Source organism: Pseudoalteromonas sp. UBA2102 (genome assembly GCF_002331165.1).
Classification (GTDB): domain Bacteria; phylum Pseudomonadota; class Gammaproteobacteria; order Enterobacterales; family Alteromonadaceae; genus Pseudoalteromonas; species Pseudoalteromonas atlantica.
The window spans coordinates 9,604-33,299 of sequence record NZ_DCYU01000146.1 but is presented as its reverse complement, the minus strand read 5'-3'; the positions used below and the strand labels follow the sequence as shown (position 1 = coordinate 33,299).

Sequence of the window (23,696 nt, the reverse complement as noted above, 5' to 3'; positions counted from 1 at the left end):
CATAGGCGCTTAATTAAAGGCGCTTTAAAGCGTTGTGTTCCTTGTTTTTACTGGCACAGGAAAGTACCATAGCTAAAATTTGTCTTTTTGTTGTGATTGATTTTATAACACTTAGGTGTGAACTTTATTGCAATTAGACAGCCAAATAATAAATGTAAAGTTAATGTTGATTTTACACTGAACCAAATTCGGTATTACCCACTCATATACGTGTAAAACAATTAAAGGGTATGCTAAGGAGAAATATCTGTGCAGTATTGGATCCCAAAAGCACTTGCAGTGAGTGTATTGGTAAGTTTATCAGGGTGTAATGTTTTTATTAATGAAGCGCACAACGAACGCAATTATCGTACGCATGAAGGTGTTAAAACCCCGCCATCGTTATCTCAACCAGCGCAAGATCCGGTTTATAAAATGGATGTGGGCCAATACGATAACAACCCTGAGGCAACAAACTATCGTCCACCAGCACAGGTTTTAACTGTTGCTAAAGGTAGCTGGGTAGAAGAGGGCGATAAACAAGCGCGTATTTACTTTGATAAAAACGATGGCATTGTTGATTTAGATGAATTTGTTTGGGACTCAATTAAAGCGGTTATTGCCGAAAATAATGCAACAACCACAAAAGAAGATAAGCTACTTGGTATTATCGAAACTGACTGGTACTCAATAATTAAAGCGGAAGAGAGCTGGTTATGGGGCGATGAGGTAAGCGAAAACCAAGAGCGTTTTAGATTCACAATTGAAGAAAAATCGCATCAGCGTACTGCTTCGTTACGCGCTGAACTTATTGACTTTAAAGGTGATGATACGTTAACCGATTTACTTAAGCAGCAATTAGAAGTACGCGCGCTTAACCAAGTTGTGGCTGAATTTGATTATCGCTATCGTCAGTTAGAAGTAGAGAACCGTAAGCGCCAAGGTATTATTTCTTTAGAAATGGGCTTTGATAACAAAGGCAATGCTGCACTTGTTACTGAGCAATCATACGATGCAGTATTCGACCGCTTCTCGGGCTTTTTAGAGCGCCTATCGTTTACTATTGTTGAGATTAAAACCGATACCGGCTTAATAACTGCCGACTACAACAAGCCAGAGAGCAGTGTATGGGATTCTATTTGGGGCGACGAAGTTGCGCAGCTTCCAATTGAAGAAGGCCAATACCAAATTTTAGTGAGCAAAACTAAAGAAGGCGGTACAAGCTTAACCTGGATGGATGACAAAGGCGAAACACTCGAACCTGGCACCATGAATGGTTTACAACAAGCGTTAGAAGCAGCACTTATTCAGCGCGGCATCAAAATTTAATAATTAATAATAAGTTTTTACTACAAAAAGAGCGCTTTGCTCTTTTTGTAGTTTTTATGGATTAAAAAATATGTCTCAGTTACCTCCTCGCGGGCACTATACGTGGCGCACTTGGTTTACTTTTTTAGTACCGTCGTTAATTGGTGTGTTTTTATTTATGACACCCATTCCTACCGCAGACGGGATGACCATTCCTATTGCGTTAATGGCTAAAGGCGTGCAAGCGTTGATGTCTGGCTCTGCGCAAGCAATTATTACCCTCATTATTTGTATTACTGGCGTTATGTCGGTGATCACCAAAGTATTTAAACCCGCCGCTATTTGCCAATCTCCCCTGTTAAAGCATTTATTTGATGTAAGTGTAGTGTGGTTAGTGGTGCGTTTATTTGGTATGGCGTTTGTGCTAATGACTCATTTAGGGTTAGGTAGCGAGGCAATCACCTCTGCAAACACAGGCGCTTTGGTATTAAACGACTTATTACCTGTTTTGTTTTCGGTATTTATACTGGCTGGTTTATTACTGCCTTTACTAATTAACTTTGGGTTATTAGAGCTTGCAGGCACTATGCTAACCAAGGTAATGCGCCCTGTATTTGGCGTACCTGGGCGAAGTGCAGTTGACTGTACTGCGTCGTGGTTAGGTGATGGCAGTGTTGGTATTTTAATGACCGCAAGGCAGTACGACCAAAAGCACTACACGCAGCGCGAAGCCGCTATTATTGGTACTACGTTTTCGGCGGTTTCTATTACCTTTAGCTTGGTGGTTTTAGGTCAAGTGAAATTAGAGCACTTATTTGCCCCATTTTATGCCTCCGTATGTTTAGCCGGTGTGGTTGCCGCTATTATTGTGCCGCGCTTACCGCCACTTCGCTTTAAAAAAGATTTGCTTATTGATGGTAGTGAGCCAAATCGCGATGCTGAGGCTATCCCAACGGGTAAAAGCTTAGTAGGGCACTCACTTGATGTAGCATTAGCAAAAGCCAATAACTCGTCGGGCTTTAAAGGTACCTTAAAAGAGGGTGTACATAATGCACTTGATATGGTGTTTGGTGTACTGCCTGTTGTAATGGCCGTAGGAACATTTGCACTTATTATTGCTGAGCACACGCCGGTATTTCAATATTTAGGTATGCCGTTTGTGCCATTTTTAGAGTGGTTACAAGTACCCGAAGCACAGGCCGCAGCACAAACTATTATGGTGGGATTTGCCGATATGTTTATTCCGTCAATTTTAGCTGCGGGCACCATTGAAAGTGATGTAACTCGCTTTATTATTGCCGCAATGAGCGTAACTCAGCTAATTTACATGTCTGAGGTTGGTGCACTTTTACTGGGCAGTAAAATACCGGTAAACATTGTTGAGCTGTTCGTTATATTTATTTTACGTACACTTATTACGCTGCCGGTTATTGCCTTAATGGCGCACTGGTTAGTTGGCTAGTAGTGTGTTTTTATAAAAAGCCCTGATTTATCAGGGCTTTTTTGTGGCTAGTTATTTCAATTTAACCTAATACTTAACCCTTTTAAGTGGCAAATTGATACTAAATACGAATGAAGATTAAAAACGCCTTGCCACTGAAAGAGTTAAAAAGTTTAAACCTGGGTTAGGCTCTTTAAATCCGGCGTTTGAGTAATGAATAACCCGAAGCGCTACGTTAGTGTGGCCAAAGTCTGCAACTAGGCCGATACGGTCTTCAAATTGGTAGTGAGTACTAATATTTTTGCCCGCAAATTTAGTTTCATCAATAAGCGATACGCCAATACCTGCTTCAATATAAAACGGGGTGTTATGAAAACTAAAAGCAGGAAACTGCAGCACGGGCGACATAGCCAAAACAAGATTAGATTGCGAGTTGTCACCATGGCGGTATTCCCACATATTAACGCTGCTTTCAAAATAAAAGCGCGCATCGCCCACTAAGTTTTGTAAGCTAGGGGCGTGATATTGGTAAGCCAGCTTAACGCCATTCACGTTGCCTTCGCCTTTGAGAACATCTACGGCGTAACCATGATTAGACTGCGCAAACGCCGTGTTACCCCATACAGAAGTAACTAAAAATAGAATAAGTGTGAAAGTTTTATATACCGTTTTCATAACTGCCAAATTGGTGTGTGAGTCGAATGAGTAAATAAATGATAAGGGCGGGCCATTCACATTTTCAATGAGGACAAAATGCCGCTTGTTTATGGGCTGTTAACAGGGAAGGCTTAACTAATTGAAAATAAATAGTTTAATTAATTGGTGCTGTTTTGGCATTAATAAGGTGCATTTTTGTGTCTGTTTTTGTGGCTTAAAATCGCGTAATTTAGTCACATCTTAATCACACACATGGTCACGCTCATGAAACTTTTTAACACTATTTTTATTGCTGCTGCCTTTTTTAGCAGCGCGTTATTTGCGCAAACGGCGCAGTCGCCTCAACATATGCTTGAAGGCGTTGCCAATACGCTTTTTAGCGATATTGCAAAAGTAAATGCACAAGGCGATGCAAGCAAAGCCGATATGGCGCGCATTGTAGAGACGCGTTTAATGCCAAACATAGATATTAAGTTTGTGTCGTTTAAATTGCTTGGTAAGCACATAAAAGGCATTGAGCGCGAGCAAGCTGTACGTTTTATTGATGCAGTAGAGCATTATTTAACAGGTACTTACGCAGGTGCGCTAATGAAGTACACCGGCCAGCAAGTAGTATTTGAACAAGATACCGCGAAAAGCGACTCTGAGTACGCGACGGTTAAAACGCAAATTATTGAGCCAAACGCGCCCGTGATTGATCTGCATTTTAAGCTGCGCCAAGGTAAAGACCAGCAATGGAAAGTATACGACATTGTTGCCGAAGGTATTTCGCTTTTAAGCGCTAAGCAAAAAGAGATCATTCAACGCATTTCTGATGTAGGCTTAGAGCAAGTAATTACTGAACTAAAAAATAAATAGTTCACTTCCTGATTAAGACCCTCTCCAACCACAAAAGCAGCCGCACTAAAGTGTATTGGCTGCTTTTATATTTTCTTAATATTCATCTACTTTAAGCTCGCAGCAAAAAAAAGGTGTGATAGAATATCACCACGTCGATTAAGCGTGGTGTCAGCTAAAAACTGCTATAACTGACGCCTCATCAAGCTACACTGGAGTTGTGCTGTTTTAATGGAAAATGTACTGATTTGGCCAAAGGAATACCCATTACTTATTAAAGGACTTGTAGAACAAAACGGTGCCTTTATTTTAGATGCTTTAGAAGCTTGGCCTGCATGTCGTTCTACTATTGAAGATGACGGTGTATGCACCACTGTGCTACCACCCATTTACTATTTGATATGGTTAACCCCGCTTGAACCCTTTGAAGAGTGTTATTTTCAGCATATTAGTGAATATGACGAAGATGCGCACGCTTACATTGCTGCTGTTAAAAATCATTATTTAGATAACGAATACACCAGCGAATCAATGGCGCTAATGCTGTGCCAGCGCTTAGAAAAATACGCCAGTGTGGCGGCGCAGAACGCACTTGATACGCCGCTTTCGTTGTTTAGCTTATTATTTAGTAAACGCTATTTTTCGTTAATTGAACATGCTCTAAATAGTGGCAGCAAATTAAGTGCACACGATACGCTAGCACTGTGGCAAGAAGTTGATTTTAGAGAGCGTTTAAGTGCTTTTTTACCTGAATCGGTCGCTGATTTAAACGAACTTACAGAGCTTGCCAGTCAAAAAGTAGCAAACGGTAAAGACTATTTTACGCTGTTAACGCAAGTATCGCCTGATGTTGATTCTATTGTATTGCTTGAAAAAGCATTACTTGCTCATTTAAGCCAAAAAAGCGCAAAGCAAACCATGGCAATGCGTTTCATAGAGCAAGGTGCTACCGGTACATTGGCTGATGAAAACAATAAAACAGCGTTTATGTGGGCAGCCGAAAAAGGCTATGTAAATGTGATAGAAACCCTGTTGGCTAAACAGGATCAAAAAGCGCAAGACACCTTAGGCAATACCGCACTGCATTATGCAGTGTTAGCTAAAAACGAAACCCTTATGGTGCTATTACTAAAAGCAGGTTACGACTTTAGAGCACGTAATAACGAGGGCTTAAGCTGTTACCGGTTAGCAGTAAGTATTAAAGCAAGCAATTTAGTTAAATGCCTTGAGCGCGATTTTGGTATAAAAGAGCTTTCGCCAGAAGGGCAGTTTAACCGCATTAAAAAGGTGCACGCCTTACACGCAATTGTCACTATTTTATTGCCATTGCAGCTCTATTTCTTTTTTGATGAAAGCATTGCCATAAAAAGTGAGCTGACTTTAATTTTTACATTGATTGCGTCGGTGTGTTTTTTCTTTGCGGCGAGTTTAAAGCGCTGTGCGCTCTATCCACATATAAAGCACCCGTGGGGATTATTTGTGTTGCGTGTTTTTTCGTTGTTAAGCTTAATAGCTCAGCTTGGATTAGCCAGCATAGTTGCACTGGCTGCACTGAGCGAATTAGTGTAGCGACTGCCATGGCAAACTAAAAGCCTAAAAAAACGCGCTCACATTGTTATGTTAAGCGCGTTTTTTGTATGTATAAGCTGTTATACCAATCCGCAATAATATCTAATCATTTTGCGGGGCTAAACGTGTCGCTATCTGCGTTAAAAAACTCTCATTTAGAACAACTAAATAGCGAATTTTTTGCCTTGCTATCAACACGTTTTTCCATCCTCAAAATAGATTACTTACTTATGCGGATTGGTATTATTTCAGCTTTCGACTTAAATATTTAATTTTGCGAATTAGTATTATTTATTGTATTCGTTAGCGGCTTTTTCCTCTGCGAGCTCTTCTTTAAGCTTACGTATTTTTAAGCCTTGCTCTTGTCCGCGGTGCCTTGCGTAATACGTGCAGCCAATAAACATGGCTGAGGCAAACACAAGCTCTAATAACACCCATATTAGCTCATCAGGCGCAGCCCATAGCATGGTTAAGCCGTGTATAAAGTACAACATAACAACAAAGTTAGCCCAGGCGTAAGTGTAAGTGTTGTCTTTAATAAAGCCTCTTAAGGGCAACAGTAAAGGGATTATAGGCACAAACAAGGATACAACACTTGCGTTGCCATTTAGCGGAGGTACAAAGTACATCCACAGAGGAAATAAAAGTAATAAACCCACATAGCCAAAAATAGCGGTGCGCTGAAATTTTACAGTAATTGGCTTTTTAGCAGGGGTGTCAGCGGTATTCATTGAAGTTTTCTCGCAATGTGAGTGAGGCGTTTACCAACGCTTTGGCATATTTTAATTTCGTCTTTACTTAAAGTATTCGTATTACTACTGCCGGCTACATGCGTTGCCCCGTAAGGTGTGCCGCCGGTTTGCGTAGCTAGTAACTCTGGTACTTCGTAAGGTACCCCTAATAACATCATGCCGTGGTGTAGTAGCGGTAATGATAAATTAAGTAAGGTGGCTTCATTGCCGCCATGCATACTGCTTGACGATGAAAACACACAGGCTGGTTTATCTATTAACTGGCCTTTTAGCCAGAGATCGCTAGTGGTTTCCCAAAACGTTTTTGCTTGCGATGCCATCATGCCAAATCGGGTAGGTGTGCCAAACGCAAGGCCGTCGCAATTTATTAAATCATCTTTTGTAATTACTATATCGTGCGGATTTTTAGCAACAAAGGTACGCAATACGGCTGTGGCACCCTGTTGCTCTATAGACTCGGCTATTTCGTGCGCCATAGCCTCAACCGAGCCATGGCTTGAGTGATACAGTACAACAATGCGAGTCGTCATTATAATACGCTTAATACGTTTTCTGGCGGACGGCCAAGGGCTGCTTTACCGTTGTTTTGTACAATAGGGCGTTCAATAAGTTTAGGGTTGTCTACCATGGCGTTTATTAGCGCTGACTCGTTGGTTTCTTCTTTTAGGTTAAGCGCTTTGTATGCATCTTCTTTTGTGCGCATTAGCTGGCGAGCTGAGCTAAAGCCTAATTGTTCTAAAAGTTGGCTTATTTGCTCATGGTTAAGCGGTGTTTTTAAATACTCTACTACGCTTGGTGTTACGTTGTTTTGTTCTAGTAATGCGAGGGTTTCACGCGATTTAGAACAACGTGGATTATGATAAATAGTAACTGACATACAATTAGTTCCAAAATGTAATTTGCCGCTATTTTAGGGCAAGCGCTGACAGACTTAAAGCCTTGCCAGCTCTTTTTGTAAACGGCGATACTGAGTAAGCAAGGCTTTTAGGCGTTGCTGTTTAACCAGCTCTGTGGGTTCTACGAAGTTAAGCGCTTTTTGGATTTCGTCTGCGGCTTTAATATACGCGCCATATTGCGATAACAAATCAGCATTGGCCTCGTGATAAGCGGCAAGCTTGTCTTGCTTTTTATAGGCATCGGCTAATAGCTGTTTGCCTAAGTTGTGGTCGGGTTTTTCAAGTAAAAAGCTTTTTAAAATGTTTTCAGCTAGTTCAAACTGCTCAGCCTCTAATGCCGCATTTGCATAGTTTAAAGTTATAACTTGGTTGTTAGGGCGATAGTTATTTAGTTCAGCCAAAAATTTTACCGCTTCGTCGGCTTTTTTTTGCGCTATTAGTAAATCGGTATGGGTATCGATATAAAATAAATTTTTAGGACTTTGTGCTAATAGCGGCTCTAAAATTTCGGCGGCTTCATCTAGTTTATCTTGATCAAGTAAGCTTATACCCAAGCCGTATTTAAGCGCGGTGTTGTTGTAACTGTTTTCGCGCATTAATTTTTTAAATAACGCTTCGGCATTTTCGGGCTTATTGGCATAACGAGCAAGTACTCGGCTTTTTGCTAAATTAAACTCAAGGCTTGGGTTTAAATGGCGCACAGGGAATTGCTCTGCACGTAGGCGTACGTCAGATACACGGCTCTCTGGTAATGGGTGAGTCAGTAAAAAAGCGGGTGGTTTGTACTTATACCTTATTTGCGCTGAAAGTTTAGTTAAAAATTCACTCGATGCACGGGCGTCAAAACCGGCGTTATTAAGGGTTTGCATACCAATTCTGTCGGCTTCTTGCTCGGCAGCACGGCTGTGAGTTAATTGGCTAAACGCAGCTTGGGTTTGGTTAGCCGAAATAATAGCAATACCTGCGTCGGGAGCAACAACGGTGGCTAATATACCGGCTATCATGCCTGCAATAGTCAGTGCGCTGTTGTCTTGTTGTTGCTGAATACGACGAGCTAAATGGCGCTGAGTTACGTGCGCTATTTCGTGCCCAAGTACAGAGGCAAATTGGCTTTCGTTATCTGATTGCGCAATAAGCCCCGTATGCACACCAACATGTCCGCCGTAAAAAGCAAAGGCGTTAATTTCGTTGTTATTTACCCAAAAAAATGAAAAAGGAAAACGCACGTCGTTTGCATTAGCCACAAGTTTTCGGCCAAGAGTGGTTAAGTATTCGTCTAAAACGGGGTCGTTTACTACCGGTGATGAGCCTCTTATTTGCATCATCATCACTTCGCCAATGGCTTGTTCTTTTTCAAGTGGCAAAACTTGTAGCGCAGACGTGCCTAAATCGGGTAGCGTAAAGTTTGTTTGTGCCTTTAACGGCTCACTAACCAGTAGGCTAAAGGTAAGCGCGGCACTGCATAAAGTGATAAAGGCTGATTTTAGCTGCATTTTATTCCTTGTTAATTTGTTCACCAATGGCAATTTTTGCTATGTCAATTTCATCGCTGCTTGCACGGCTGTCTTTTTCGCACAATTGGTAGAGTTCTTTTATTGTGACTCCATCAAGCTTTACAACGTTCAATTCCTGCTGCAAAAATTTAATAATTTTATGTACTACCTTATGTGCATGTAAAATAATGGCTTTATCGGCCTTGTCGCCGCGCTCAAAATAAAAACCAATAAACTTATGGAGCTGATTTATGCGGATCAGGTTTTTCATTGAATGCGGATCCCATACTTTAAACTCCATAAAGCGGTTATCTTTAACGTATTGATCAATTATTATATCTTTAGCATAGGGTTGCGCCCAGAGCTCAAAGCCTCGGTCGGTAAATACTTGGTGTAGCGCTATACGCGGCTTATGCTTGGTGTGTATTTCACCAAAATCATCTTCATAGCCATCAAGTAAGTCTAAGTTCCAATTGCGTTTATTGATCAGGCTTTTTACAGCATTATCAAATCCGTGCTCCAATATTCCTTCAGATTCGCTGACCGAAGAAGCAACAAGATGATAAAAAGGCGGGAGCTCTCCCCAGTTTATCTGCTTTTTATACCAATTAATCTCTTTGAGAGTTGGATTACTAGGTAGTTGCGCTTTATTATGCGTGCCAGGCATTAACTTATCCTTACTGCTAATTATGTTATAAGGATAAACTATTGCTGGAATGGTTTTAAGAAAAAGTTACTGCTGTTCACATTTTATAAATAGAATGACCGACAATATGCGACTTATTATTCATTTTACTTAGCGAGTAAAGTAGTTATGTTAGAGTGCGATTTAAAAAAATTTAAATGCCCACAACAGTTTGTACAATTTAAATTAGCGCTTCGTAATGCGCGGTCATCTAATAAGGCAATAACGTTTAGTATAAATAACGACGAAAGCGCAGATGATATTACGCGTTTTTTAAGCAAAAATGCATATACATATAAATTTGATCAACACCTAGGACTATTACTAGTGGAGCCATTGCATGTTTGAATACGTTAAAACATGGTACGAAAGAAAGTTCTCAGATCCTCATTCAGTCACCTTACTTTTTTTACTCATTGCCTCTGTGGCATTACTGTACTTTTTTGGCTCGTTAATTGTTCCTGTGTTAGTGGCATTGGTGATTGCTTATTTACTTGATTGGCCGGTTGTACACTTAGAGCGCTTTGGGTTAAAACGCTTTAGTGCCACAGTCATTGTAATGCTGATATTTACCGGAGTTATGCTTACCCTTATTTTGGTTATTGGCCCAGTACTTTGGAAGCAAACCAGTAATTTAGTACAAGAAACCCCGCACATGGTAGAGCAAGGTAAGTCATTTTTAATGGCCTTACCACAGCAATACCCCAGTTTAATTAATGCCGAGCAGGTCCAAGCTATTGTGGCAAGTGTAGAGGCAAAGGCGCTCGAATTTGGCCAAGTTATTGTCTCGTTTTCACTTACTTCTCTAAAAGATGTTGTGGCATGGCTTATTTATTTGGTGCTTGTACCCTTACTTGTATTTTTTATGCTTAAAGACAAGCTTGAGCTTACGAGTAGTGCCGCTACGCTTATTCCGCAGCAGAGACGGTTAATTTTGCAAGTGTGGCACGAAATGAACCAGCAAATAATGAATTATATTCGAGGCAAAGTATTCGAAATTTTAATTGTGGGTGGCACCTCGTTTATTGCCTTTACTGTACTTGATTTACGTTATGCAGCTTTACTTGGCGTGTTGGTTGGGTTTTCGGTGTTAATTCCATTTGTGGGTGCGGCATTGGTTACCATACCGGTTGCGGCGGTGGCGCTGTTTCAATTTGGTATCGAAACGCAGTTTTGGACCATATTAATAATTTACGGGATCATTCAGGCGCTCGATGGCAATGTATTAGTGCCTTTGTTGTTTTCTGAGGCCGTTGATTTAAATCCCGTATTTATTATTGTTGCTGTGCTATTTTTTGGTGGCTTATGGGGTTTTTGGGGCGTGTTTTTTGCCATTCCACTCGCATCGCTTGTAAAAGCGCTAATAAATGCCTGGTCATCCACGCATGGAGAAATAACAAAAGAGCGGGCAGAATAACGTACTTTTAGTTTAAAAAAGCATAGTAAACGCACCTAAGTTACTAATTGATTATTACCCAATGAGGACAAACTTATGTACTATTGGGTATAAGATATATTTTTTAGTAATAAAGGTGCGTTTTTAATGTCTGAGTTTTTATTGCACGATGAACAAGCAGCTCAAGTTTATCTTGATGCAAATGCTACAACACCTGTTTTACCCTGTATTGCCGACGTGGTGTCGCACACCATGCAAATTTGTTTTGGTAACCCTTCAAGCCCCCATATTAGCGGTATACAAGCTAAGTATTTATTAGAACAAACAAGACAAAATGCACGCCATGTTATTGGTGCGCCCGATGGCGATATTCTTTTTACCTCAGGCGCAACAGAGGGCATACAAACAGCCATTGTTTCTACGCTCATTCATGCTAAAAATCATACGATTAAAAACCCTGTATTATTGTACGGGGCAACTGAGCACAAAGCGGTGCCTAATACGTTAAAACATTGGAATAGCGTTTTAGGCATTAACGCCCAATTACTGGCTATTCCTGTTGATAGTAAAGGGGTTTTAGATTTAGCGTTTATTAGTGAGCACATAAATAACGCGCTAATGATTTGCACCATGGCGGTTAATAACGAAACCGGTGTATATCAAGATTTAAACGCTATAGAGCATACTATTCGCAGCCGTAATAAATCAGTGTCTTGGATGGTTGATTGTGTACAAGCCTTAGGTAAACAAGCGCTAGCGCTTAGTAGTACCAGCATAGATTATGCCCCGTTTTCGGGCCATAAACTCTATGCACCAAAAGGTATTGGTTTTTTATACATTAAAAATGGCAGTGCCTATACGCCATTTATTGCGGGGGGCGGGCAAGAAAGCGGCATGCGCTCTGGCACTGAAAACCTACCAGGTATAGCAGGGCTTAATAAACTGTTTAACTTGCTGCTAGATAAAAACGACGACACGTTTAAGTCGGTTGAGGTATTAAATAGCTACAGAGCGCAACTGCTTAATGCGCTGCAAAGTACCTTTGGTGATATAACCTTTAATCACGATTTTTCACATTCTGTACCTACCACCCTTAATTTTGCTGTTGATACGCTTACCTCCAAAGAGGTTATTGATTTATTTGACGCAGCAGGCATTAGAGTGAGCGGTGGCTCGGCGTGCAGTACAGGGGCAACACGCAGTTTTGTGCTTGATGCAATGGGGGCAACTAATTGGCAAAGTGAAAACGCCATTAGGCTGTCTTTTGGGCCTGCTGCAACCGAGCAGCAAATTAACCAAGCATGTAAGCGTATATGCTCCTTAAAGGCGGTATTAGAGGCCAATTGCTTAATTGTTTCTGACAGTGCCTCGCCAAAGCAAGAAGTGTGCGCGCTGGGATTAACACAATTTAGGCATAAAGGGGCGTGTAGCTGGCTGTATGTTAGTGACGATGACAGCGCCGTTATTATTGACCCGGTAATAGAGCTTATTCCGCGCTTTGAAAAAATAGTGAGCACACAACAGCTCAACGTAAAAGCAATTTTAGATACCCACCAGCACCAAGACCGCCCAAGCGCAGTGGCTTTGTTAAATGAAGTACTGGGCACAACGCATGCGCTGCAAAATAGCATTGAGCTTGGTACAAAAACGCTAACCATAGAGCCAACCCCAGGGCACAGCAAAGACAGCGTTAGTTATTTATTAAAAGAGCGCACCACAGGTCATATTGATTATTGTTTTTGCGGTGATTTAATTTTACCTGCAGGACTTGGCAATACCTCGCTTGAAGGGGGCAGTGCAACGCAAATGGCACACTCACTTATTACCCTTGCTGAGCAAATAAGTGACGATACGGTTATTTGTTCGGGGCATGACTATCAGCAATGCTTTGCCATTAACTGGCGTACTGTACGTGCACAAACACCTTTGCTTAGCCCGTTATTAAATGGAGAAATAAGTACGGCGCAATTTGCACAGCTAAAAGCACAACACGATCAGCTACATATGCAAACCAGTAACCAATTGTGTGGCTATGTACAGGCGGCGGTGCAAACAGACACTAAGCAGCTAGACTTTGGACAAGCTAAAGCGTTACTAACGCAAAAAAATGTGTATTTAATTGATACCCGTGAGCCGTATGAACATGGCGCAATTAATGTGGCGGAGCTTTTTGCTGCGCCTTTAGCTAATACGCTAAATATTTCACTTAGCCGTATGGCTAACGCCATAGTACAAAATCAATTAAACCCGCAGCACACCTATATATTACTGTGTAGAAGCGGCAATCGTTCTAAAATTGCAGCGGCAAATTTACAGCAATTAGGCTTTGCGAATATTTATAACGTAGCGGGTGGCTTGGCGTTGGTGAGCTAATTATGGGCCTAGTTTTGAGGATGTTTTAACCACCTATAAAGCTAGGCGAGTGCATACGATGCATTTTATGCTTTGGGCCTATAATGTTTCGAAGTTTAATTTGCAGCAGTGTGTTTGGTTTTTTACATGGATGTAAGCCAGTAGCGTAACGCAGGAGGCGTTACTGAACCCATTAGGGAACAAACCTCGCGGCAGGATTAAATTGTTCCTAGTTTGTACAAATTTTAATCCTAAAAGGTCAACAGGCCCTAATTCATGAATATTTAATAAATGTTGTTTAAACTATTAAATGCTTAAAATTTGTGGGTAATTAATTCATAAAATTTTTATGATACCGGTGTCAAAAGTAAAAAATTGCGTTATTATCTGCATCATAAATTATAAAAACAGCATTTTTATTGCTTTTTTCGTTATACTAAGCGCTTGCTTTTTTACTAGCACTACGCGCAATTAGCGAAGTCTTTTTACCTAAAACTGTTTTTAAATCATTAATTTAAATATTTTAGAGGATATTTACATGTCTAATCGTTCGCAATTAGCAAGTTGGCAAGCACTACAAAATAGTGCCGCGCAGATGAAACAAACCCATCTAAAAACGTTATTTGCACAAGATGATACACGATTTGATGCATTCTCTACTCAAATTCCGGGTGTGTTGTTTGATTATTCAAAGCAGCGTATTGATAAAACTATTTTTGCACAACTCATCGAGCTTGCTAAAGAGTGTGACATTGCCTCTTGGCGCGACAAGATGTTCAGCGGTGAAAAAATCAATATTACAGAAGAGCGTGCTGTTCTTCATACTGCTTTACGTAATCGTGCCCATACACCTTTAGTTGTTGACGGCGAAGACGTAACGCAAGCGGTTGATAACGAATTAGCAAAAATTAAAACCTTTGTAGAAAAAGTACGCAGTGGGCAATGGGTAGGCTACACAGGTAAAGCAGTAAAAGATGTGGTAAGCATTGGTGTAGGTGGTTCAAACCTAGGTCCGCAAATGGCAACCGAAGCGCTAAAAGCACTTGCTGATGACACTTTAAATGTTCATTACGTATCTAATGCTGACGGTGTTCAAATTGCCTCTGTGTTAAAAGTAATTGACCCAGAAACAACCTTGTTTGTTATTTCATCGAAAACATTTACCACATCAGAAACCATGACCAACGCCAAAACGGCCGTTGATTGGTTTTTACAAACAGCAAAAGATGACAGCGCCATTGCTAAACATTTTGTTGCTGTGAGTACAAACTTAGAAAAAACCGCAGCCTTTGGTATTAGCGATGAAAACGTATTCACTATGTGGGATTGGGTAGGGGGTCGCTTTTCACTTTGGAGTGCGATAGGCTTACCTATTGCGTTATACCTAGGTTATGACGCGTTTGAAGCTATTTTAGAAGGCGCATTTGAAGTAGATGAGCACTTTAAAGCAGCCCCATTTGAGCAAAATATTCCGCTTATAATGGCACTACTTAGTGTATGGAATACCAGCTTTTTAGGCTTTACGTCGCAAGCTATTTTACCGTACGACCAAGCGCTTCATATGTTACCTGCGTATTTACAGCAAGGTGAGATGGAAAGTAACGGTAAACACGTAAACTTTGCAGGCGAAACCGTACCTTATACAACGGTTCCTATTATTTGGGGTATGACCGGTATTAACGGCCAACATGCGTTTTATCAGTGCTTACACCAAGGTAATGTAATTGTACCTGCTGATTTTATAGCCTCAGTTAAGCCGCAGGTAGCCGTAGATAAGCATCACGATATTTTATTATCTAACTTTTTAGCGCAAACAGAAGCAATGATGAGCGGTGTAGATGCACAGCAAGTCACAGAAGATTTAGCCGCTAAAGGTAAAACACAAGCGCAAATTGATGAGTTACTAAATCATAAAATTCATCAGGGGAATCGTCCTACAACATCTATACTGCTAGATACAGTTGATGCAAAAACAGTAGGACGCTTAATTGCGCTGTACGAACATAAAATTTTCTGCCAAGGCATAATTTTAGAAATTTGCTCATTTGATCAATGGGGTGTTGAGCTTGGTAAAGGCCTTGCCTCTAAAATTGAAAGCGAACTAACCGATGACAGCGTAAAACACGCCCACGATAGTTCAACAAATGGCTTAATCGCGTACTACAAGCAACACCGTACGCAGTAATATATTCGCTTATGTAAATAAGCAAACCGAGTACCTTTGAACGGGTAGCGCTGGAGTTCTTAGGGCCTGTATTTTTGTGAGAGGATTTACAGGACTCCTAAGACTCATTTAATTGTGCGAACAGTCAAATAATAAATAAAACGCCATAGCGTAAAACATTCAATAGGCTTTTATTAACACTAAGAGCCACTGTCATTCAAGCACTAAACCTGCATACCAAGCGGCTTATGGAAGTCGCTTTTAGGTATTACAAACGTAGAGAGTAACTATGCTTAATCCTTTTGATATTATAATTTTTGGGGGCGGTGGTGATCTTGCGTTACGCAAATTGCTACCTGCAATGTACAGAGCATATCAAGAAGGCAACTTACCAGAAGGCTCGCGTATTCTGCCTACAGTGCGTGAAGAAAGTAAGCGTGCTGACTACATAGAAACAGCACACAACGCACTGAAAGAATTTTTAAGTAAAGGCGAATTTAACGCTAAAGATTGGAAAGCATTTTCTACTTACTTAGTGCCTGTAGTAAGCAACGTAACTGAAGCTGACGACAACTGGGATGTACTAAAAGGCATTTTAGATGAGCACGACAGCAATAAATCTCGCGTATTTTATTTATCACTTCCGCCTGCTGTTTACGGCACATGTTGTGAAATTTTATCAACGAAAGGTTTAATCACACCCACTTCACGTGTGGTTGTTGAAAAGCCAATTGGTTACTGCGGCGAATCAGCAGAGGCTATCAATGGTAAAATTGCAGAGTTTTTTGACGAAGAGCAAATTTTCCGTATTGACCACTACTTAGGTAAAGAGACAGTACAAAACCTAATGGCACTGCGTTTTTCAAATTCACTGTTTGAAAACATGTGGGATGCTAAATCTATTGATAATATTCAAATTAGTTTATCTGAAACGGTAGGCCTTGAAAGCCGTGCTGGTTTTTACGATAAAGCCGGTGCACTGCGCGACATGGTGCAAAACCACCTATTACAGTTATTGTGCTTAGTGGCAATGGAATCACCAAATAAACTAAACGCAAATAGCATCCGTACTGAAAAACTTAAAGTATTAGAAGCACTTCGTCCGTTACTCGAAGGTGACGTAGATGAAAATATCGTTCGCGGTCAATACGTACCAGGGGATTTAAACGGTAAAATTGTACCAGGTTACTTAGAAGAGCTTAACGAAGGTTCAAGTAAAACAGAAACCTTTGTGGCTATTCGTGCACACATTGATAACTGGCGCTGGGCGGGGGTGCCTTTTTACCTTCGTACTGGTAAGCGTATGGCTAAACGTTGTGCAGAAATTGTGGTTGAGTACAAAAAAGTATCGCACAATATTTATGAAGAAAACGTGGGTAATATTGAGCCAAACCGCCTTGTTATTCGTTTGCAGCCTGAAGAGACGATTCAATTAACGCTTATGTCTAAGCGCCTTGATAATCTTGAAATGCAATTAGAGCCGGTAACGATGAATATTGAGCTTTCTCAAGCATACAGCAACGGTTTCCATTCTGATGCGTACAAACGCTTAATGCTTGATGCTGCAGCTAATAACCCATCGTTATTTATACACCGTGACGAAGTTCGTCAAGCGTGGAAATGGATAGATCCAATTATTGAGCGCTGGCAAACCAAAGGCAAACCTGCACTTTACCGTGCTGGTAGCTGGGGACCGGATGATGCTGATGAATTATTAGCTGAAAACAACCACGTGTGGTTTAACACAGGCGATAAGGCGTAAGGTATGGCAACACTTGTTGAAAAGTTTTTTGACTCAAAAGATGAGTTAACCGCTGAGCTATCACACACGCTTGAGCAATCTTTACGTGATGGCATAAAAAGTGATGGCCGTGCTGTGCTAATGGTATCGGGCGGTTCGTCTCCGGCGCCGGCGTACAAGCACTTATCAACGCTTGATTTAGATTGGCAAAATATTGATGTAGCCATGGTTGATGAGCGCTGGGTTGAGCCAAGCCACGAAAAAAGTAACGAAGCGTTTATAAAAAGCACCTTGTTACAAAATTACGGCAGTGCCGCTAATTTTATTACCATGAAAAACGATGCAGCAACGGCCGAGCAAGGTACACAAGTATGTGAAGCCGCTTATGGCGCTTTAAAAGCACCGTATGATGTAACAATTTTAGGCATGGGTCCAGATGGCCATACAGCGTCTTTGTTCCCACATGCGCAGGGCCTTGAGCATGGTTTAACAACACAGCAAACTGTGTGCGCTATTAATGCAATAGAAAGTGACGTGACAGGCAGCATTACAGAGCGCATGACACTAACTTTAAATGCAATAGCAAACTCTAAAGTGGTTAAACTTCTGATCAGTGGTGAAGAAAAGCTAGCGGTTTACAAGCAAGCTAAAGCGGGTGGTGATGTAAACGATATGCCACTTCGCGCTGTGCTAAACCACCCAAGCATAAATATTGAAGTGTATTGGGCGCCTTAATTTAGCCGCTCATTTACAGTTTAAAAAGGCAGCTTAATTAAGCTGCCTTTTTATTTGGCTAAATAACATGCTAAACCTATTCAAAAAATACCGTCAAACTGTTAACCAATGTTAATGGTTTTTATGGCGCTGTATTAAAATCACCCGTTATTTGTACTGTTTTTGAGCGTATTAGTTGCGTTTTTATTGTCTGTTTTTTAGCAACGCCCAGATTTAGTTAAACTTTATTTTTTCATGACGGTTGTCATAAAACTTTCCCTTCCTTTTTTCGTTCAAAAGCATTAGCCTAAAGGCATTAACAATGAAACATATATATTAAAAATAAACGGAGCAGTAACATGGCGGAGCAACAAGTACAGCCTTTACACAACGAAAAGCATGCCAACACTAAAATTCAAAACGGCATCAACGTTGAATTTATGAAAACTCAACATTTAGTGCCAGTAGTTGCACATGAGTTTGCACGCGTAGCAAATGAATTCCCAATGTCTTTTGTTAAAAACAACGAAAGCGGTACTTTCCAAGCAGTTGCAATGTTTGGCCTAGAGCCAGGCGAAAACCTGTTTGTAGAAGATGGTAAATGGACAGCAGCTTTTGCTCCTATGGCATCAACGCGTTACCCATTAGGTCTAGTAAAGCACCCTGAGCAAGATCAGTACGGTATTGTGATTGACGAAGCAAGCTCGCTTGTAGGTGAAGAAGAAGGCAACGCATTATTTGAAAACGGTGAAGAAACAGACTACTTAAAACGTCGTAAAGAGTCTTTAGTGTCTTTCATTGAGTTTTCTCAAGTAACAGAAGCATTCACTAAATACTTAGCTGATAAAGAGCTACTAGTAGCGCAAACGCTAACAGTAGACATTAAAGGCGAGAAAAAAGACATCAACGGTATTTACCTTATCGATGAGAAAAAACTTAACTCGCTTAGCGATGAAGAATTTTTAGAGCTTCGTAAGCGCGGTTACTTAGCACCTATTTATTCGTTCTTAACATCTACTCACCAAGTAGCACGTTTAGCACGTTTAAAAGCTAAGCAAGACGCGTAATTACATACACGTTTAGTAAAAAGCGCCTGATGGCGCTTTTTTTGTGCCATTAACCTTACTCTATGCCAATTGGGTTAAAAAGTAGGGGGTGATGAAGGGAAATTACGCCCTCGTATTTCGCTTTGTTATTAGGCTGTTTATTGGCTGCTTAAATAAAGCGCTAACTTAATGCCGTTGATATTAGTTGAAAAAATACGCGTAACCATTCAAAGTAAATTCAATACTAAATTTAAAAAAGAGCGCACTATGAAAAAAACATTCTTATTGTCAGTTTTAGCCAGCGGCTGCTTAACATTAAGCACGCAAGCATTAAGTGAACAAGCCCCGTTTGCTATAGCGATTCATGGTGGAGCAGGCACAATTGAAAAAGCAAAATTTACCCCAGAGCAAGAAAAAGCCTACCGAGCAAAACTAGCCGAAGCTGTTGAAGCAGGTTACAGCGTACTTGAAAAGGGCGGCGAAAGTTTAGATGCAATCACCACTGCTATTGAAGTATTAGAGCAGTCGCCTTACTTTAATGCTGGGCGCGGTGCAGTGTACACTTATGATGGCAGCCATGAGCTTGATGCCTCAATAATGGATGGGCGAAACCGCCAAGCGGGTGCGGTCGCTGGCGTAAAGCACATAGAAAGCCCAATTCAATTAGCCCGCTTAGTAATGGATAACTCAGTACACGTAATGCTTAGTGGTCAAGGCGCTGAAGAATTTGCAAAAGAGCAGGGCGTTGCGCTGATAGAAAATAATATATTTGATACTAAGCACCGTTATGAAGCACTTATAAAAGCAAAGCAAAAATTAGAAAAAGAAAAAGCAACCAGCAAAAACTACCAAGCTGCGCATAAAGCCCTGCCTACAAATTATAAAATGGGCACCGTAGGCGCAGTGGCACTTGATAAAAACGGCAATTTAGCCGCAGGTACATCTACAGGTGGCATGACCGCAAAACGCTTTGGCCGCATTGGCGATTCCCCTGTTATTGGCGCGGGTACATTTGCTGAAAACGATTCGTGTGCGGTGTCGGCCACCGGTCACGGCGAGTATTTTATTCGTTACAGTGTTGCCAGTGATATTTGTGCACGCGTTAAATATCAAAATAAAACCATTGAACAAGCTGGGGATGAGGTTATTAACCAAGTACTTGCGCCTATAGGTGGTACAGGTGGGGTTATTATTGTGGATGCTAAAGGCCATATTAGTATGCCATTTAATACCTCGGGCATGTACCGAGCGAGCAAATCGAACACGCAAGCAACCTTTGTGGGCATTTTTAAAAACCAATAGCGTGATATATAAGCCTTATAGGGATTGTAGGATTAACGCAGCGCGTTTATTTTGATACTATTAGCCCTCATTTATTAAATTTATAAGGTGTGCGGGTGGTAAACCTAGGTCAGTTGTTTGGCGAGCTTAAAACGTGCTTAAAAAAAGATCAGTTTATATTTAAAAAACGCTTACATGGCGTAAAAAAAATACAAGACGAGACTAAGCAGGCCAATGCCCTTGAAAAAATAGCGGCTGATATTACCCGCAGCCAGCAGCTACGTGAAAAACGTTTAGCTGAGCTGCCCGCTGTAACGTACCCTGAGCAATTACCGGTAAGTCAAAAAAAGGACGTCATTAAAGACGCCATTGCGAATAATCAAGTGGTGATTATTGCCGGTGAAACAGGCTCAGGTAAAACCACGCAAATACCAAAAATGTGTTTAGAGCTTGGCCGTGGGGTTGATGGCTTTATTGGCCATACCCAGCCAAGACGTTTAGCCGCGCGCAGTGTAGCTAACCGCATTGCTGAGGAAATGAAATGTGAGCTTGGCCAACAAATCGGTTTTAAAATACGTTTTAGTGATCAGGTTTCTAATAATACGTATGTAAAACTGATGACCGACGGTATTTTGCTCGCCGAAATACAACAAGACCGTTTTTTAAATCAGTACGACACCATCATTATTGATGAAGCCCATGAGCGCAGCTTAAATATCGATTTTATTTTAGGGTATTTAAAAAACTTACTGCCAAAGCGCCCCGACTTAAAAGTTATTATTACCTCGGCGACCATTGATCCTGAACGTTTTTCAAAGCACTTTGATGATGCGCCAATTATTGAAGTGTCGGGACGTACATTCCCCGTTGAGGTGCGCTATAACCCTATAAGCGATATAAATAAAGACGCTATGGAAGCCGAAGGCGACCAACTGCAAGGTATTTTTGATGCGGTAGATGAGCTGTGCGCTGAAGGGCCAGGGGACATTCTCATATTTTTAAATGGCGAGCGCGAAATACGCGATACCGCAGAGGCGCTCTCTAAACGTAATTTAAAACACACCGACGTATTACCACTTTACTCGCGCTTATCTAACGCAGAGCAAAACCGTATATTTGCCCCGCATTCGCGCCGCCATATTATTTTATCAACCAACGTGGCCGAAACCTCATTAACGGTGCCGGGTATTCGCTATGTAATAGACCCAGGTACAGCGCGTATTAGCCGTTACAGCTATCGTACTAAAGTACAGCGTTTACCTATTGAGCCTATTTCTCAGGCAAGTGCGAACCAACGTATGGGACGCTGTGGCCGTGTTGAAGCGGGTATTTGTATTCGTTTGTATTCGCAAGATGACTTTATATCTCGCCCTGAATTTACAGACCCAGAAATACTGCGCACTAATTTAGCCTCTGTTATTTTGCAAATGTTGGCATTAGGGCTTGGCGATATGAGCGAGTTTCCGTTTGTACAAGCGCCAGATAGTCGCAATATTAACGATGGTTTAACCCTACTTGAAGAACTTCAGGCGATTAAGCCGAGTAAAAAGCGCCATCAAACGAGTTTAACGCAATCAGGGCGTGAGCTTAGCCGCTTACCGGTCGACCCGCGTTTAGCTAAAATGGTGTTGACGGCTAATAAGCTCGGTGCACTACGAGAAGTTATTATTATTGTGGCAGCGCTATCGATTCAAGACCCCCGAGAGCGCCCACAAGAAAAACGCGCAGCAGCGAACGAAAAACACAGCCGCTTTGATGACCCTGACTCGGATTTTATTGCTTTTTTAAATCTTTGGAATTACCTAGAAGAGCAGCAAAGTGAGCTGACAAATAGCCAGTTTAGAAAGTTGTGCCAAAAAGACTTTTTAGCTTATATGCGTATTCGTGAGTGGCAAGACATTGTTTATCAAATAAGCACTGTGTGCAACGAAATGAAAATTAAAGCCACCACGCAAGTGGCTGACTCAGAGCTAATTCACAAAGCGTTACTGAGCGGCATGTTAAGTCACATAGGCTTTAAAGACGAAAAGCAAATATATAAAGGCGCTCGCAATAGCCAGTTTCATATTTTTCCGGGTTCTGGATTATTTAAAAAGAGCCCCAAATGGATTATGTCGGCAGAGCTGGTAGAGACCAGTAAACTATACGCACGTATTAATGCCAAAATAGATATTAATTGGGTAGAGCCCCTTGCACAGCATTTAGTAAAGCGAAGCTATTCTGAGCCGCATTGGGAGAAAAAACCAGGCGCTGTTATCGCGTTCGAGCAACAATCCTTGTACGGTTTATTGGTGGTTAATAAACGCCGTTGTGTGTATAGCAATATAGACCCTAAAGTTAGCCGTGAGCTGTTTGTACGCACCGCCCTTGTAGAGCAAGAGCTTGGCTTAAATGAGCAGTTTTTAGCGTACAACCGCGAGCTAATAGAAGATATTCAGGTACTTGAGCATAAATCGCGACGTCGCGATATTTTGGTTGATGAGCAAACGTTATTTGAATTTTACGATAAAAAAATACCTAAAGAAATCAACAACCGTGCAGCCTTTATAAAGTGGTATAAAACCCAAAAGCAAAAAGATAAACGCTACCTATACATGACCCGTGAAGAGCTTATGCAACACGGTGCAAGTAATATTACTGAGTTTGATTACCCTGATACATGGCAGCAAGATAATATTATTTTGCCGCTGAGCTATCATTTTGATCCAGGACAAGCTGTTGATGGGGTGGCTGTACAAATACCGGTAGCACTTTTAAACCAAGTGCAAGAAACCGGGTTTGATTGGCACATACCTGCTTTTAGGCATGAGCTAATAAGTGGTTTAATTAAATCGTTACCTAAGTCGTTACGTCGTAACTTTGTACCTGCTCCCAATTACGCTGATGCTGTACTGGCAGCCATTGAGCCTATGCAAGGCAGCTTACTTGATGCACTTACTACACGCTTACTAAGAATGACAGGCGTAAAAGTAGATATAGAAGCGTGGGATTTAAACGCACTGGCGCCTCATTTAAGGTTGCAGTTTGAGGTGCGTGATGAGCACGATAAATTGCTTGCACGCGGGCTAGATTTAGCAAAACTAAAAGCACAACTGCAAGGCAAAGTAACCGATACGCTATCAAAGGTGGCCGATAAAGGCATTGAAAAAGCCGATTTAACACAATGGGACTTTGGCGCTTTGCCTGCCTCGTACGTTAAAAAGCAAGGCCAATACGAAATAAAAGCTTACCCAGCGCTGGTAGATAAAAAATCCACAGCGGCAATTGAGCTCTTTGATAGTGAAGAAAAAGCCCAGCAAGCGCATCAGCAAGGTTTACGGCGTTTAGTTTTATTAAATGTGCCGTCGCCAATAAAGTACCTTCAGCAAAACTTGCCTAATAAAGC

19 protein-coding genes are annotated in these 23,696 nt (G+C 41.2%); 13 read left to right on the top strand and 6 right to left on the bottom strand.

Going from position 1 to position 23,696, the window contains the following annotated elements; genetic code table 11:
* The first annotated feature begins 249 nt into the window (after positions 1 to 249).
* Both bamC and B2R65_RS18850 read left to right on the top strand, forming a co-directional pair.
* Complete coding sequence (gene bamC, locus B2R65_RS18855) at positions 250 to 1,308, top strand: outer membrane protein assembly factor BamC (protein ID WP_029772477.1); 1,059 nt, start codon at positions 250 to 252, stop codon at positions 1,306 to 1,308.
* Positions 1,309 to 1,378: 70 nt separating this feature from the next.
* Positions 1,379 to 2,749: a YjiH family protein gene (locus tag B2R65_RS18850; RefSeq protein ID WP_286745292.1), complete on the top strand. Its 1,371-nt coding sequence runs from the start codon at positions 1,379 to 1,381 to the stop codon at positions 2,747 to 2,749.
* Positions 2,750 to 2,866: 117 nt separating this feature from the next.
* Here B2R65_RS18850 and B2R65_RS18845 read toward each other — a convergent pair whose 3' ends face one another.
* Positions 2,867 to 3,403: an acyloxyacyl hydrolase gene (locus B2R65_RS18845; RefSeq protein ID WP_286745289.1), complete on the bottom strand. Its 537-nt coding sequence runs from the start codon at positions 3,401 to 3,403 to the stop codon at positions 2,867 to 2,869.
* Between the two features lie 246 nt (positions 3,404 to 3,649).
* On the opposite strand from B2R65_RS18845, the gene B2R65_RS18840 reads away from it, so the two are divergent.
* Complete coding sequence (locus B2R65_RS18840) at positions 3,650 to 4,243, top strand: MlaC/ttg2D family ABC transporter substrate-binding protein (RefSeq protein WP_286745286.1); 594 nt, start codon at positions 3,650 to 3,652, stop codon at positions 4,241 to 4,243.
* A 210-nt stretch (positions 4,244 to 4,453) separates the two neighbouring features.
* A complete protein-coding gene (locus B2R65_RS18835) occupies positions 4,454 to 5,791 on the top strand; it encodes an ankyrin repeat domain-containing protein (protein WP_004589168.1) in 1,338 nt (445 codons plus the stop codon).
* A 287-nt stretch (positions 5,792 to 6,078) separates the two neighbouring features.
* Here B2R65_RS18835 and B2R65_RS18830 read toward each other — a convergent pair whose 3' ends face one another.
* From B2R65_RS18830 to B2R65_RS18810, 5 genes are read right to left on the bottom strand one after another with little or no spacing between them, the layout of a single operon-like run.
* Entirely contained in the window at positions 6,079 to 6,522 is a 444-nt protein-coding gene (locus tag B2R65_RS18830) for a DUF2069 domain-containing protein (RefSeq protein ID WP_024034209.1), read from the bottom strand.
* A complete protein-coding gene (wrbA, locus tag B2R65_RS18825) occupies positions 6,519 to 7,073 on the bottom strand; it encodes an NAD(P)H:quinone oxidoreductase (RefSeq protein WP_004589170.1) in 555 nt (184 codons plus the stop codon). Before wrbA ends, B2R65_RS18830 begins: the two co-directional genes overlap by 4 nt.
* A complete protein-coding gene (arsC, locus tag B2R65_RS18820) occupies positions 7,073 to 7,420 on the bottom strand; it encodes an arsenate reductase (glutaredoxin) (RefSeq protein WP_029772483.1) in 348 nt (115 codons plus the stop codon). The genes wrbA and arsC overlap by 1 nt, the downstream gene beginning before the upstream one ends.
* 54 nt (positions 7,421 to 7,474) lie before the next feature.
* The gene (gene bepA / locus B2R65_RS18815) at positions 7,475 to 8,932 is read right to left on the bottom strand and encodes a beta-barrel assembly-enhancing protease (RefSeq protein WP_286745281.1); all 1,458 of its coding nucleotides are present in this window, start codon (positions 8,930 to 8,932) and stop codon (positions 7,475 to 7,477) included.
* A 1-nt stretch (position 8,933) separates the two neighbouring features.
* Entirely contained in the window at positions 8,934 to 9,599 is a 666-nt protein-coding gene (locus B2R65_RS18810; RefSeq protein ID WP_004589173.1) for a hypothetical protein, read from the bottom strand.
* A 147-nt stretch (positions 9,600 to 9,746) separates the two neighbouring features.
* Between B2R65_RS18810 and B2R65_RS18805 the strand changes: the two genes are divergently transcribed.
* From B2R65_RS18805 to hrpA, 9 genes are all read left to right on the top strand, one after another.
* Entirely contained in the window at positions 9,747 to 9,965 is a 219-nt protein-coding gene (locus B2R65_RS18805) for a hypothetical protein (RefSeq protein ID WP_286745277.1), read from the top strand.
* Positions 9,958 to 11,034, top strand: a complete 1,077-nt coding sequence (locus B2R65_RS18800; protein WP_096041482.1) for an AI-2E family transporter — start codon at positions 9,958 to 9,960, stop codon at positions 11,032 to 11,034. The genes B2R65_RS18805 and B2R65_RS18800 overlap by 8 nt, the downstream gene beginning before the upstream one ends.
* A 126-nt stretch (positions 11,035 to 11,160) precedes the next feature.
* Entirely contained in the window at positions 11,161 to 13,386 is a 2,226-nt protein-coding gene (locus B2R65_RS18795) for an aminotransferase class V-fold PLP-dependent enzyme (protein WP_286745274.1), read from the top strand.
* Positions 13,387 to 13,903: 517 nt separating this feature from the next.
* Complete coding sequence (gene pgi / locus B2R65_RS18790) at positions 13,904 to 15,550, top strand: glucose-6-phosphate isomerase (protein ID WP_286745272.1); 1,647 nt, start codon at positions 13,904 to 13,906, stop codon at positions 15,548 to 15,550.
* 268 nt (positions 15,551 to 15,818) lie between these two features.
* Positions 15,819 to 17,291 carry a glucose-6-phosphate dehydrogenase gene (gene zwf, locus B2R65_RS18785; RefSeq protein WP_004589178.1) on the top strand — a complete coding sequence of 491 codons (1,473 nt, stop codon included), beginning with the start codon at positions 15,819 to 15,821 and terminating at the stop codon, positions 17,289 to 17,291.
* Positions 17,292 to 17,294: 3 nt separating this feature from the next.
* A complete protein-coding gene (gene pgl, locus B2R65_RS18780) occupies positions 17,295 to 18,005 on the top strand; it encodes a 6-phosphogluconolactonase (protein WP_273606365.1) in 711 nt (236 codons plus the stop codon).
* A gap of 338 nt (positions 18,006 to 18,343) precedes the next feature.
* Positions 18,344 to 19,051, top strand: a complete 708-nt coding sequence (locus B2R65_RS18775) for a SapC family protein (protein ID WP_004589180.1) — start codon at positions 18,344 to 18,346, stop codon at positions 19,049 to 19,051.
* Between the two features lie 246 nt (positions 19,052 to 19,297).
* A complete protein-coding gene (locus B2R65_RS18770; protein ID WP_286745265.1) occupies positions 19,298 to 20,332 on the top strand; it encodes an isoaspartyl peptidase/L-asparaginase family protein in 1,035 nt (344 codons plus the stop codon).
* Between the two features lie 95 nt (positions 20,333 to 20,427).
* Positions 20,428 to 23,696 (top strand): ATP-dependent RNA helicase HrpA (hrpA, locus tag B2R65_RS18765; protein ID WP_286745263.1); only part of this gene is annotated, 3,269 nt, incomplete at its 3' end.

Bases quoted from the DNA above. Each gene is read 5' to 3' on its own strand.
- B2R65_RS18840 (WP_286745286.1), top strand. From the start codon at position 3,650: ATGAAACTTTTTAACACTATTTTTATTGCTGCTGCCTTTTTTAGCAGC.
- B2R65_RS18835 (WP_004589168.1), top strand. From the start codon at position 4,454: ATGGAAAATGTACTGATTTGGCCAAAGGAATACCCATTACTTATTAAA.
- B2R65_RS18810 (WP_004589173.1), bottom strand. From the start codon at position 9,599: ATGCCTGGCACGCATAATAAAGCGCAACTACCTAGTAATCCAACTCTC.
- arsC (WP_029772483.1), bottom strand. From the start codon at position 7,420: ATGTCAGTTACTATTTATCATAATCCACGTTGTTCTAAATCGCGTGAA.
- B2R65_RS18830 (WP_024034209.1), bottom strand. From the start codon at position 6,522: ATGAATACCGCTGACACCCCTGCTAAAAAGCCAATTACTGTAAAATTT.
- B2R65_RS18775 (WP_004589180.1), top strand. From the start codon at position 18,344: ATGGCGGAGCAACAAGTACAGCCTTTACACAACGAAAAGCATGCCAAC.
- zwf (WP_004589178.1), top strand. From the start codon at position 15,819: ATGCTTAATCCTTTTGATATTATAATTTTTGGGGGCGGTGGTGATCTT.
- B2R65_RS18805 (WP_286745277.1), top strand. From the start codon at position 9,747: ATGTTAGAGTGCGATTTAAAAAAATTTAAATGCCCACAACAGTTTGTA.
- wrbA (WP_004589170.1), bottom strand. From the start codon at position 7,073: ATGACGACTCGCATTGTTGTACTGTATCACTCAAGCCATGGCTCGGTT.
- B2R65_RS18795 (WP_286745274.1), top strand. From the start codon at position 11,161: ATGTCTGAGTTTTTATTGCACGATGAACAAGCAGCTCAAGTTTATCTT.
- B2R65_RS18770 (WP_286745265.1), top strand. From the start codon at position 19,298: ATGAAAAAAACATTCTTATTGTCAGTTTTAGCCAGCGGCTGCTTAACA.
- B2R65_RS18800 (WP_096041482.1), top strand. From the start codon at position 9,958: ATGTTTGAATACGTTAAAACATGGTACGAAAGAAAGTTCTCAGATCCT.
- pgl (WP_273606365.1), top strand. From the start codon at position 17,295: ATGGCAACACTTGTTGAAAAGTTTTTTGACTCAAAAGATGAGTTAACC.
- bepA (WP_286745281.1), bottom strand. From the start codon at position 8,932: ATGCAGCTAAAATCAGCCTTTATCACTTTATGCAGTGCCGCGCTTACC.
- B2R65_RS18850 (WP_286745292.1), top strand. From the start codon at position 1,379: ATGTCTCAGTTACCTCCTCGCGGGCACTATACGTGGCGCACTTGGTTT.
- B2R65_RS18845 (WP_286745289.1), bottom strand. From the start codon at position 3,403: ATGAAAACGGTATATAAAACTTTCACACTTATTCTATTTTTAGTTACT.
- pgi (WP_286745272.1), top strand. From the start codon at position 13,904: ATGTCTAATCGTTCGCAATTAGCAAGTTGGCAAGCACTACAAAATAGT.